The sequence below is a fragment of the Cellvibrio sp. ATLC23 genome (genome assembly GCF_057196725.1).
Genome location: NZ_JBXUOS010000011.1, coordinates 107767 through 120043, shown reverse-complemented (window position 1 = coordinate 120043; position 12277 = coordinate 107767). Strand labels below are relative to the sequence as shown.

Annotated in this window: 14 protein-coding genes; 13 read left to right on the top strand and 1 reads right to left on the bottom strand. The window is 46.1% G+C overall.

What is annotated here, in order from left to right:
• The first annotated feature begins 7 nt into the window (after window positions 1-7).
• Window positions 8-655 (top strand): HAD-IA family hydrolase, encoded by a 648-nt coding sequence (locus tag AC2CG4_RS16495; RefSeq protein ID WP_484487311.1) that lies wholly within the window; start codon window positions 8-10, stop codon window positions 653-655.
• On the opposite strand, the gene AC2CG4_RS16490 is transcribed toward AC2CG4_RS16495, so the two are convergent.
• Window positions 622-1239 carry a Maf family protein gene (locus AC2CG4_RS16490; protein WP_484487310.1) on the bottom strand — a complete coding sequence of 206 codons (618 nt, stop codon included), beginning with the start codon at window positions 1237-1239 and terminating at the stop codon, window positions 622-624. The two genes, AC2CG4_RS16495 and AC2CG4_RS16490, sit on opposite strands and share 34 nt — an antisense overlap.
• Window positions 1240-1368: 129 nt before the next feature.
• Here AC2CG4_RS16490 and AC2CG4_RS16485 point away from each other — a divergent pair, with 129 nt between their 5' ends.
• From AC2CG4_RS16485 to AC2CG4_RS16430, 12 genes are all read left to right on the top strand, one after another.
• Window positions 1369-1902 carry a YceD family protein gene (locus tag AC2CG4_RS16485; protein WP_484487309.1) on the top strand — a complete coding sequence of 178 codons (534 nt, stop codon included), beginning with the start codon at window positions 1369-1371 and terminating at the stop codon, window positions 1900-1902.
• A gap of 40 nt (window positions 1903-1942) precedes the next feature.
• A complete protein-coding gene (gene rpmF / locus AC2CG4_RS16480) occupies window positions 1943-2125 on the top strand; it encodes a 50S ribosomal protein L32 (protein WP_062067242.1) in 183 nt (60 codons plus the stop codon).
• A gap of 25 nt (window positions 2126-2150) precedes the next feature.
• Window positions 2151-3155, top strand: coding sequence for a phosphate acyltransferase PlsX (gene plsX / locus AC2CG4_RS16475; protein ID WP_484487308.1), 1005 nt, complete (start codon window positions 2151-2153; stop codon window positions 3153-3155).
• Between the two features lie 31 nt (window positions 3156-3186).
• Window positions 3187-4128: an ACP S-malonyltransferase gene (fabD, locus tag AC2CG4_RS16470; protein WP_484487307.1), complete on the top strand. Its 942-nt coding sequence runs from the start codon at window positions 3187-3189 to the stop codon at window positions 4126-4128.
• Between the two features lie 62 nt (window positions 4129-4190).
• Window positions 4191-4934 (top strand): 3-oxoacyl-ACP reductase FabG, encoded by a 744-nt coding sequence (fabG, locus tag AC2CG4_RS16465; protein ID WP_484487362.1) that lies wholly within the window; start codon window positions 4191-4193, stop codon window positions 4932-4934.
• 193 nt (window positions 4935-5127) lie between these two features.
• Window positions 5128-5364 carry an acyl carrier protein gene (gene acpP / locus AC2CG4_RS16460; RefSeq protein ID WP_007640684.1) on the top strand — a complete coding sequence of 79 codons (237 nt, stop codon included), beginning with the start codon at window positions 5128-5130 and terminating at the stop codon, window positions 5362-5364.
• 189 nt (window positions 5365-5553) lie between these two features.
• A complete protein-coding gene (gene fabF / locus AC2CG4_RS16455) occupies window positions 5554-6795 on the top strand; it encodes a beta-ketoacyl-ACP synthase II (protein ID WP_484487306.1) in 1242 nt (413 codons plus the stop codon).
• Window positions 6796-6867: 72 nt separating this feature from the next.
• Complete coding sequence (pabC, locus tag AC2CG4_RS16450) at window positions 6868-7740, top strand: aminodeoxychorismate lyase (protein ID WP_484487305.1); 873 nt, start codon at window positions 6868-6870, stop codon at window positions 7738-7740.
• Window positions 7741-7753: 13 nt separating this feature from the next.
• On the top strand, window positions 7754-8818 hold the full coding sequence (mltG, locus tag AC2CG4_RS16445; protein WP_484487304.1) for an endolytic transglycosylase MltG: 1065 nt from the start codon (window positions 7754-7756) through the stop codon (window positions 8816-8818).
• A 120-nt stretch (window positions 8819-8938) separates the two neighbouring features.
• On the top strand, window positions 8939-10660 hold the full coding sequence (locus tag AC2CG4_RS16440; RefSeq protein WP_484487303.1) for a glutamine--tRNA ligase/YqeY domain fusion protein: 1722 nt from the start codon (window positions 8939-8941) through the stop codon (window positions 10658-10660).
• Between the two features lies 1 nt (window position 10661).
• Window positions 10662-12062 carry a cysteine--tRNA ligase gene (gene cysS / locus AC2CG4_RS16435; protein WP_484487302.1) on the top strand — a complete coding sequence of 467 codons (1401 nt, stop codon included), beginning with the start codon at window positions 10662-10664 and terminating at the stop codon, window positions 12060-12062.
• A 10-nt stretch (window positions 12063-12072) separates the two neighbouring features.
• A complete protein-coding gene (locus tag AC2CG4_RS16430; protein WP_484487301.1) occupies window positions 12073-12273 on the top strand; it encodes a hypothetical protein in 201 nt (66 codons plus the stop codon).
• Window positions 12274-12277: the final 4 nt, after the last annotated feature.

Sequence of the window (12277 nt, the reverse complement as noted above, 5' to 3'; positions counted from 1 at the left end):
TGTGTAATTGCTGTTTATTTTTGATTGGGATGGCACCCTGAGCGATTCAAAAGCCAAAATCACCACAGCTATGCAGCTTGCTGCGCAGGACATAGGTTGGAGTCCGCTGGAAGATCACCATATCCATAATATTATTGGTTTGGGTTTGCCGGAGGCTATCCATCAATTGTATCCCGATACCGATTTGTCTCAGCGTCAGTATTTGCGAGATGCTTATGCGAGCCGTTTTTTATCGCTTGATGAGACTCGCCCCTCTGATTTTTTCCCGGGTGTGATCGATACTTTAGATCGCCTAAAGACAAATGGGCATGTGCTAACGATTGCTACTGGCAAGAGCCGTAAGGGCTTGGATCGCATATTGGGTGTTTTGGGTGTGGCTGATTTTTTTCACGCGACTCGCTGTGCGGATGAAACCGCATCCAAGCCGGATCCATTAATGTTAGAAGAGCTGCTAAATGAATTTGGTGTTGCTCCGGATCAGGCAGTAATGATCGGTGATACCGAATACGATATGGAGATGGCGCGGCGAATCAATATGCCGCGAATTGCGGTGAGTTATGGTGCTCATCATGTTGATCGACTGCATTCTTACCAGCCTGAATTGTGTTTGGATCAATTCGATCAGTTGCTTTCATGGGAAAAGCTTGTGGGTTGATCCAGCGGGTCTACCCCTTCATTGATCAGCATCTGAGTGAGTGCAATCAGCGGTAGACCTATCAGTGTATTGGGGTCATCTCCCTCAAGTTTTTCGAATAGACAAATGCCCAGCCCTTCCGATTTAAAACTGCCTGCGCAGTCATAAGGTTGTTCGCGCTGCAAATAGTTTTCTATTTGTGTATCGGTGAGTTGGCGAAACTTAACCTTGTAGGTTTCAGCTCTAAGTTGAATGCGATTGGCTATTGGATTCAATAAACATAGCCCTGTTATAAATGTGACCTCGCGCTGGCGAAAACTCGCGAGCTGGGAAAAGGCTGCTGCATGGGTGTGTGGTTTGCCAATGATTTGGTTGTCGATTGTTGCGACTTGGTCGGAGCCGATAATTAGGTGGTTGTGGTAGGTGTTTGCAAGATGGCGGGCCTTGCTCTCGGCTAGTCTGAGTGCAAGTGCGGTGGGGCTCTCGTTTGATCTGTGGCTTTCCTCTATGTTTGGGCTATCCCAATTAAAGGCCAGCCCCAGCTTTTGTAGTAATTCGCGGCGATAAGATGAGCTTGAGGCGAGTAATATTTTGGTTTTTTTCATAAAAAGCTGCATTTCTTGGGTGGGCGAACGCTAAATAGGGTGGTTATTTTACTCCCAAGCCACTAAATAGCGCTATTTTACGAGTTTTTCTTTGACACTACAGGGTGATATCCCTATCATGGCGCGCTTATGTTTAAGCCCCCCTCTAACAAAGTTCTGCCTCGGCAGGGTGACCCGCGAAAATTCGCTCAACACGGCGTTATTTTAGAGGGTTGTATTGCTACTTCTGATTTGCCTCGCATTGCAGAGGTTGCGGAAAGTTCAGGTGGAGAAGTTCAGGTAAAGCTTGAATTTAAGGTTAGCGAGGAAAAGAAAAAGGTTGTTGTTGGAACTGCACGTGCTGACTTGTCATTAATTTGTCAGCGCTGTTTGGAACCAGTAACTGTACCTGTTGAAAGTAACATCTCGCTCGGCATTGTATGGGACGAAGAGGGGGCAAATAAACTGCCGCCGCACTTTGAACCCTGGATTTCGGGAGAGGGAATGGCAGATCTTTACGATATGATCGAAGAAGAGCTGCTGTTGAGTTTACCTGCGGTTGCTTATCACGAAGAGCTTTGCATCGACCGCAAACTCTATTCAAGTGGTAAGCCAGTCGAGGTAAAAAAAGAGAGAAACCCATTTCAGGTGTTGGAACAACTAAAGAGCTCGCCGAAATCCTGAGGCGCCTCGGTTCCAATGAGTAAGTAAATAGGAGTAAACCATGGCAGTTCAACAAAACAAAAAATCTCGTTCCAAGCGTGACATGCGTCGTTCACACGATGCCCTGACTGGCCCAACCTTGTCAGTTGACGCTACTAGCGGTGAGAAGCACATCCGTCACCATGTGACTGCTGATGGTTTCTATCGCGGACGCAAAGTGATTGACAAAGGCAGTGACGAGTAATTTTTTTACTCAAGACGACTGAACCTTGTCGGCAAGAATTCGAATAGCGGTTGACGCTATGAGCGGGGACTTAGGTCCCCGCGTTGCTATTTCAGCCTCGCAAAAGTTTGTAACTCAATTTCCAGATGTGGATTTGCTGTTGGTCGGCAATGAAGTCCAGCTCCTTTCTCTGCTCCCTCCAGCTAAAAAATCACATGAACGAATTACTCTTGTGCATGCTGCCGATGTGGTGAGTATGCATGATGACCCCCTGTTTGCACTGCGCCATAAAAAAGGCTCATCTATGTGGATGGCGCTGGATCTGTTGCGTAATGATTCGGCTGATGCATGCGTTAGCGCTGGTAATACGGGCGCACTGTTGGCTATAGCAAAATATCTAATTAAAACCTTCTCTGCGATTGATCGCCCGGCCATATGCAAATCTATGCCTGTTGATGCTGGCGCAACTTACTTGCTGGATTTGGGTGCTAATATCAATTGCGCTCCAGAACATCTCCATCAATTTGCATTGATGGGCAGTGTTCTTGCGAGTGCTTCAGCTGAAATGGCTCCGCGTGTTGCGCTATTAAATATCGGTACCGAGCAACAAAAAGGAACTGATATTTTAAAAGCTGCGCAACTGCTTCTGCAGAGTGATGAACGAATTAACTACGCTGGTTTTGTTGAGGCGAATAGTATATTCACTGGTGTTGCTGACGTGATTGTGTGCGATGGCTTTCATGGCAATATTGCATTGAAAGCCAGTGAGGGTGTTGCGCTATTTATTGCAAATAAGATTGCAAAACTTGTGAAGAAAAATTTATTTAGTCGGATGTTGTGCCTACTCTTGTTGCCATTACTAAAACGTTTGCAGCATGAGTTAGACCCATCGTTATATAATGGTGCCAGTTTTCTTGGGCTGCAAAAAACGGTCATCAAAAGCCATGGTGGTGCCGATGTAAAGGCGTTCATGCATGCATTGATGGTGGCGCGTGAGCAGGTGATTCAACAGGTGCCACTGAGAATTCAGCAGGCATTGTCACAACATTAAATTTTCGTAAAAAGAGAAGTGTTTATTCATTATGACTAGTCAACATCTTGCTTTTGTATTTCCGGGTCAGGGTTCGCAAAAAATTGGCATGTTAGCCGAGTTGGCGACTGAGTTTCCGATTGTAGAGAGAACCTTTGCCGAAGCGTCTGAGGTTTTGGGTTACGATTTGTGGGCATTGGTGCAAGCTGGTGCGCAAGACGAAATTAATTTAACTGAGCGTACCCAGCCGTTATTGTTGGCTGCAAGCGTTGCGGTATGGCGTGCATGGCAAGAAAAGAATGGTGCACAGCCTGCACTTATGGCAGGGCATAGCCTTGGAGAATGGTCTGCGTTAGTGTGTGCGGGCGTAGTTGCATTTAAAGACGCTGTGAGGTTGGTGCAACAGCGCGGAAAGTTTATGCAGGAGGCTGTTCCTGCTGGGCAAGGGGCAATGGCGGCTATTATTGGCCTTGATGATGCGTTAATTCTAGGTGCATGTAACAAAGCGGAGCAGGGTGAAGTAGTTGCGGCAGTTAACTTTAATTCTCCCGGGCAGGTTGTTATTGCGGGTACGGCAGCAGCAGTTGAGCGTGCTAGTGCGTTATGTAAAGAAGCTGGGGCGAAGCGTGCTTTGCCTTTGCCGGTAAGTGCGCCTTTTCATACGGAGTTGATGCGTCCGGCAGCAGAGCGTTTGGCGGAGCAAATCACAGCGACTGTTTTTTCTATTCCGAAAGTTCCTGTAGTGCACAATGTGACTGCAGAGGTGGAGTCCAATCCCGAAAAAATAAAAGCCTTAATGATTGAGCAGATTTACAGTCCAGTTCGCTGGGTTGAGTGCGTTAATACTATGGCGAAAGCTGGAATTACTACTACGATCGAGTGTGGTCCAGGCAAAGTACTTTCGGGTTTGAATAAGCGCATTAATACGGAATTGGTTGTGATGTCGGTAGAGAAACCAGAAGAATTACAATCTGCGTTAACGAGCCTGGCATAACGAATTTTATTTTTGTTTTTTAGTTTTCTACTAGTTAGTTTTTTATAAGGGAAAGATCAATGATGAACCTTAACGATAAAGTGGCATTGGTTACTGGCGCTAGTCGCGGTATTGGTGCGGCTATTGCCGAGCAGTTGGGTAAGGCGGGCGCGATTGTTATCGGTACGGCAACCAGTACTTCAGGTGCGGAAAAAATTTCGGCACGCTTTGCTGAGCTGGGTATTCGTGGAGTCGGCAAAGTTTTAAACGTGACTGATGCGGATTCGGTTGCCGCGTTGTTAAAAGATGTTGGCGATGAGTTCGGTGCTCCGGCAATTTTGGTAAACAATGCGGGCATCACTAAAGATAATTTATTGATGCGTATGAGCGATGAAGAGTGGTTTGATGTCATCAATACCAATTTGAGTGCAATTTATCGCCTGAGTAAAGGTGTCTTGCGTGGCATGATGAAAGCACGCTGGGGCCGCATCATCAATATCAGTTCAGTAGTGGGTGCTATGGGTAATCCAGGGCAATCTAACTATGCTGCCACCAAGGCTGGAGTTGCCGGTTTTGCGCGCTCATTGGCGGCAGAAGTTGGTTCGCGCAATATTACTGTGAATACGGTTGCGCCAGGTTTTATAGATACCGACATGACCAAGGTTTTGCCGGAAGAGCAAAAGCAACAGCTTTTGTCGCGCATTCCTCTGGGGCGTCTTGGTGCGCCTGAAGAGATTGCTTCGGTTGTGGTTTTCCTTGCCAGTGATGCGGGTGCATACATCAGTGGAGAGACAATTCACGTCAATGGCGGGATGTATATGGCGTAATTTTTTAAATCTAACTCATTGATTTTTATGAGGTATGTTCTAAAAGTTAAAGAATTTTGCCTGTTGGCATTACAACAACCCGAAAATCGATGTAAAATGCGCGACGATTTTGACCGGAACGCTTGGCCCAGCTAATTTTAGCTTGAGCCGTCAGGTGTTTCGAACATATAACCACTAGGAGTTACATAACATCATGAGTAGCATTGAAGAACGCGTAAAAAAGATCGTTGCTGAGCAACTGGGTGTGAAAGAAGACGAAGTTAAAAATGAAGCTTCTTTCGTCGAAGATCTAGGCGCTGATTCTTTGGATACCGTAGAGTTGGTAATGGCTCTCGAAGAAGAATTCGAAACTGAGATTCCGGATGAAGAAGCCGAGAAAATCACCACTGTTCAATTAGCTATCGATTACATCAATGCCAACTTGGCATAATTCGCCTGCTTGTTGTGATTTGACTGGCAGCTGATACCTGTTTTTGAAAAGCCGTATTATTGCAAAATAGTACGGCTTTTTCTTTTGCCGTAGGGCAGGTTTAATCGTACTTTCCGATTTCTTACGAATCACCAAGGTGATTGGGCGTTTTGATTGCGCTTAATTGTCTTTCGCAGGAGAACCGCAATAGTGTCGCGTAAAAGAGTTGTAGTTACTGGTCTTGGTATGATCAGTTCACTGGGTAATACCGTTGCAGATACTTGGCATGGCATTGTCAATGGAAAAAGTGGTGTGGCAACAATTACCCACTTTGATGCATCGGCTTTTACTACGCAATTTAGTGCGTCGGTGAAAGGTTTGGTGGTGGATGATTATTTCCCCGGCAAAGAAGCGCGCAAAATGGATCCGTTTATCCAATACGGCATGGTTGCTGGCATTCAAGCGATTCGCGATTCCGGGCTGGAAATTACGGAGCAAAATGCAGGGCGGATTGGCGTCTCGATTGGTTCTGGTATCGGTGGTATTGGAACCATTGAAGAGGGGTCGTCGACACTTGAACATAAAGGGCCGCGTCGTATCTCTCCATTTTTCGTACCTAGCGCCATTATCAATATGATTTCGGGTAACTTATCGATAATGTTTGGTTTGCGCGGCCCGAATATTGCCATTACCACTGCTTGTACCACGGGTACGCACAGCATTGGTTTTGCTGCACGTATGATTCAGTATGGCGATGCCGATGTGATGGTTGCGGGTGGAGCCGAGATGGCCACTACACCATTGGGCTTGGGCGGTTTTGCGGCGGCGCGTGCACTGTCAACCCGCAATGATAATCCGCAAGCAGCGAGCCGCCCTTGGGATAAGGATCGCGATGGCTTTGTGTTGGGTGATGGCGCCGGTGTATTGGTGCTGGAAGAATACGAACATGCCAAAAAGCGCGGTGCAAAAATTTACGCCGAACTGATTGGTTTTGGGATGAGCGGCGATGCCTACCACATGACCTCGCCGCCGGAAGATGGCTCAGGTGCAGCGGCGTCAATGCGCAATGCAATTCTCGATGCAGGTATATCGCCTGAGTTGATTCATTACATCAATGCTCACGGAACGTCTACGCCAGCTGGCGATAAGGCTGAGTGTGAGGCGGTTAAATCAGTTATGGGGGCAGCTGCTGCTCAGGTTGCCGTAAGCTCAACCAAATCCATGATCGGCCACTTGCTGGGTGCTGCGGGCGCAGTTGAGGCAATCTTCAGTGTGCTCGCGATTCGCGATCAAGTGGCGCCACCCACCATCAATTTGGATAATCCAGAAGAGTCTTGTGCAGATCTCAATCTAGTGCCGCACACAGCGCAAGAGCGTAAAATTGAAGCGGTGCTGTCCAACTCCTTTGGTTTTGGTGGTACTAACGGGTCTTTGGTTTTCCGTAAGCTCTAAATAACGTTTATTTTGAGTTAAAAATGACGCCGGACTGGAGACAGTCCGGCGTTTTTGTATAGACTCCCATCTATGCCAATTAATTTCCCTCTTCTTAGTGTTAACGGTGTTCTCGATGCGACCATTTCGCCGTTGGATCGCGGCTTTGCTTATGGCGACGGCGTGTTTGAAACCTGTCGCTATAGCAAAGGTACTATTCCACTTTGGGATTATCATCGTGAGCGCTTAGTGCGCAGTGCTGCGCGCTTACAAATTCCTCTGGATGAGTGCTTATTGCATCAATATCTGGACTCCATGCTGGGCTGTCTTAACGATGCCGATGTTACCTCTGCAGTAGTAAAAATTACCCTAACTCGCGGTGTTGGTGGGCGAGGTTATCGCTTGCCGGATCAGATTGCGCCAACTTATTGTATTGGTGTTTTTTCTGGTGATGAGTTGCAAACCGAGCAGTATCGCAAAGGCGTGAATGTGCGTATTTGCGATTTACGTTTAGCGCAAGCTCCGGCGTTGGCTGGAATGAAACATTTAAATCGGTTAGAACATATTTTAGCGCGCGCCGAATGGCGCGATGAGTATGCCGAGGGGCTGCTGCTTGATGCGCATGGTAGGGTGATTGAGGCAACGGTTAGCAATGTGTTCGCGGTAAAAAACAATCAGTTGTATACGCCTGATTTATCTGCTGCAGGTGTTGCAGGTATTATGCGGCAAACAATTCTTGAAAAATTGGCGCCAGCACTGGGATTGGTTTGTCATATTGTGGATATGGATTTGAATTTTTTGCATGCAGCCGATGAGATGTTTCTGTCTAATAGTGTCTATGGTATTTGGCCGGTAAACGCCTTGGTTGATGAGCGTCAAAGCAATGTTGTAAACCAACAAAGCTATACTGACGATCAAATCACCCGAGCATTACAGCAACAACTCGCGCGTTTGATGGGCGAATAACAACGAATTTATTATGAGTAAAAAATCCTCTTTGGTGCTGAAGTTATTTGTCGTAGCGGCAGGTATTCTTTTGGCTGCATGTTTAGCTGCTATGGCACTATGGTTTTATGTGCAAAATTGGTTAGACACGCCGTTACAAATCGATGAATCGGGCTATACCTATGAGCTAAAACAAGGTCAATCTTTAGGGTTTTTGGCGAATGATTTGGGCAGTGCGGGAATATTGCATCACCCGCGTCTACTGAGGCTTTATGCACGTTTTAACAACGCGAATAAAGTGCATGCGGGAGAATATTTTTTTCCGCAGGGTACAACCCCTAAAAGTTTGTTACAAAAGCTAATGAAAGGCGATGTGATTTTGTATCAAGTTACGATTGTTGAAGGCTGGACTTTTAAGCAAGCGCTGGCCGCTTTGGAAAAAATGGATGCTATTGATCACCAGCTTTCGGGCAAATCTAGCGCAGAGCAATTGGCTTTATTGGCGCTACCCATAAAAGAACTTGAGGGTTGGATTTTTCCAGACACCTATAGTTTTAGTCGCAACACCGCGGATGTAGAGATTCTACAAAATGCCTTTCGCAAAATGCAGTCGCTGTTAGATGATGAGTGGGAAAAGCGCGCCCCTAATCTACCTTACAAAACCCCCTATGAAGCCTTGATTATGGCTTCTATCATCGAACGTGAAACTGGGCATCACAGTGAGCGCGATCAGATCGCTGGCGTGTTTGTGCGTCGTTTGCAGCAAGGTATGAAATTACAAACTGATCCGACGGTTATTTATGGCATGGGCGATAACTACAAGGGGCGCATTACGCGCAAAAATCTTCAGGAATCAACTGCCTATAACACCTACGTGATAGAAGGGCTGCCTCCTACACCTATATCGCTGCCTAGTGCTGCCTCGATTAAGGCTGCGCTTAATCCAGCACCGGGTAAGGCGCTTTATTTTGTAGCGAAAGGCGATGGCACCAGTGAGTTCTCTGATAGTCTTGAGGCACACAATCAAGCGGTCAGGCGCTATCAATTGAATCGGCGCAGCGATTATCGCGCGGCACCACCTCCAGCATCAGCTAATTGAGTGTTTTTTGCTCGCAGTACATATTTTTCTCGGTATGAAAAGCGACCTCGACTCAGTACAATAGCGCCATCATCAAGTTCACCCCAGATTTACGATCACACCTAACGGATTTTTTATCCCATGAGCGACAATCATTCAGCGATGAGTGCTGCCGATACTGGCAGCACTGAAGTAAAAACCAAACCTTTGCATTTTATTCAACAGATTATCCGCAAAGATCTGGAGCAAGGGCTGCATAAAAAAATCGTTACCCGTTTTCCACCGGAACCTAATGGCTATTTGCACATTGGTCATGCGAAATCTATCTGCTTGAATTTTGGTATGGCAGATGAGTTTGGTGGCGCGTGTAACTTGCGTTTTGACGATACCAACCCCGAAAAAGAAAACGAAGAGTTCGTTAATGCCATTAAACAAGATGTAGAGTGGTTAGGGTTTAAATGGGATGGCGCAGTGCGCTACACCTCCGATTATTTTGATCAGCTGCATGCCTGGGCGATTGATCTAATTAATAAGGGCTTGGCATTTGTCTGTGATTTAAATGCAGAGCAAATGCGCGAGTATCGCGGCACTTTGGTCGAGCCGGGTAAAAATAGCCCCTTCCGTGAGCGCAGTGTGGAAGAAAATCTTGCGCTGTTTGAAAAAATGCGCGCAGGTGAATTTGAAGAGGGCGCGTGCTCTCTTCGCGCAAAAATTGATATGTCATCGCCCAATATTAATTTGCGCGATCCGATTATCTACCGCATTAAAAAAGCACATCATCATCAAACCGGTGACAAGTGGTGTATTTATCCTTCTTACGATTTCGCTCATGGTCAAAGTGATGCGATTGAAGGCATCACTCACTCGATTTGTACGCTGGAATTTGAAGATCACAAACCACTATACGATTGGTTTATTCAAAACCTGCCAGTACCTGCAATTCCGCGCCAATATGAATTTGCGCGTTTAAATATTAATTATTCGGTAACCAGTAAACGCAAACTTAAACAACTTGTGGACGAGCATCATGTGGATGGTTGGAATGATCCGCGTATGCCCACCATTTCCGGTATGCGTCGCCGCGGTTTTACTCCAGCAGCGTTGCGCGAATTTTGTGAGCGCATTGGTGTAACCCGTTCAGATGGCGTCGTCGATGTGGGTGTGCTGGAATTTTGTGTGCGCGATGATCTGGATAAAAACGCACCGCGCGCCATGTGTGTGTTAAAACCTTTGAAGGTGACGCTCACTAATTATCCGGCCGATCAAGTGGAAACTTTAACGGTTCATAATCATCCCAATCGTGCTGATTTGGGTGATCGCACCTTGCCGTTTACACAAACAGTATTTATCGAACAAGAAGATTTCCGTGAAGAAGCGAATAAAAAATATAAGCGTTTGGTGACCGGCAAGCGTGTGCGTTTGCGCGGTGCTTACGTGATCGAAGCGGATGAAGCGATTAAAGATGCTGCTGGCAATATTATTGAAGTGCGAGCACGTATTGTTGAGGGCACCTTGGGTAAAGATCCTGCAGATGGAGTGAAACCCAAGGGCGTTATTCATTGGGTTTCGGCTACACAAAACCTTGATTGCGAAGTGCGTTTGTATAACCGTTTATTTCTCGATGAAGCGCCTGATGCAGGCGGTAAAAACTTCCTCGATTGTATCAACCCTGACAGCTTGGAAGTTCTGCAAGGTTGTAAGGCGGAGCTTAGTTTGGCTACTGCTTCGGTTGGGAATAGCTATCAATTTGAACGGCAGGGTTACTTCTGCTTGGATAGTAAATACAGCACAACCGAAAAACCGGTTTTCAATCGCACCATTAGTTTAAAAGACAGCTTCGGCAAAACGGAAGATCAGGAATAACATGCTGCAGATATACAACACACTCACGCGTCTAAAAGAAACTTTTAAACCGATTCACCCGGGCAAAATTTCTATGTATGTCTGCGGTATTACCGTGTATGACTACTGTCATATAGGGCATGCGCGTGTATTAGTTGCGTTTGATGTCATTACCAAATTTTTGCGCAGTCAGAATTGGGATGTGAGTTATGTGCGCAATATTACCGATATCGACGATAAAATTATCAAGCGCGCAAATGAAAATGGCGAGGAGTTTGATGCGCTGACCAAACGTTTTATCGAATATATGCATGAAGATGAAGCTCGTTTGGGAATTGCCCGTCCGGACATTGAGCCGCGCGCAACAGCTTATATCGATCAAATCGTGGATATGAACAAAACCTTGATTGATAAAGGTTTTGCTTATGCAGCAACCAATGGCGATGTTTATTACCGTGTTACGCGCTTTGCCGATTACGGCAAACTTACCAATAAAAATGTAGATGAATTATTGGTCGGTGCTCGCATCGAAGTTGACGAAGTAAAAGAAGATCCACGTGATTTTGTATTGTGGAAAGCCGCCAAAACAGGTGAGCCTGCATGGAAATCCCCCTGGGGTAATGGTCGTCCTGGCTGGCATATTGAATGTTCAGCGATGAGCAAAAATTGCTGCGGTGAAACCTTTGATATTCATGGCGGCGGCCCTGATTTACCATTCCCACATCATGAAAATGAGATTGCACAGAGCGAAGCGGCAAACGGCTGCAAATACGTAAACTATTGGATGCATGCTGGTGCAGTGCGCGTTGATGGCGAAAAAATGTCGAAATCGCTCGGCAATTTTTTCACTATTCGCGATGTGTTGGAGAAATATCACCCAGAAGTGGTGCGCTTTTTATTGATTAGCAGCCACTATCGCAGCCCGATTAATTATGCGGAAGATAACTTGATTGAGGCGCGCAGTGGCCTCGAACGTTTTTACGGTGGTTTGCGTGATTATGCCGATGTTGCACCCTTACCATTAAGTGAAATGCAGTCCAGCGCCTATTATTTGGCTTTTGTTGAAGCCATGAATGATGACTTTAATACGCGCGTGGCATTAGCAGGTATGTTTGATTTGGTACGTGAATTAAATAATGCAAAAAGTAACCCTGAGCTGGCGAGAAATCTTGCTGGTCAGTTAAAAGCGTTGGGGCTAATTCTGGGTGTGTTACAAGAAAATCCGGAAGTGTTTTTGCAGGCAGGTGGTTCAGATCAAATTGCAGCTGAAACGGTTGAGCAGTTAATTGCCGAGCGTATTCAAGCTAAACAAGACAAACAATATGCCCGTGCAGATGAAATTCGCAAAGAATTACTCGCTGCCGGCGTGGTGCTGGAAGACTCGCGTGATGGCACTACCCAATGGCGTCGCGAGTCGACCTGAGTGAGTGATAATGAAAGTAGAATTATTTAATCAATACGCACTTTATTGGGCGGGCGGATTTTTAGTTGTCTATGTGTTGTCGCAATTATTAGTGAGCAAACATTCTCGTTTTCAGTTTTTATCGGCTATTCAAAAAAGTTTGCTGGTAAAGTTGATCGCGATTAGCGTGTTTGCTTTGACCTATGTACTTGTGCAAGTAATGGTTGGCTAGGGGC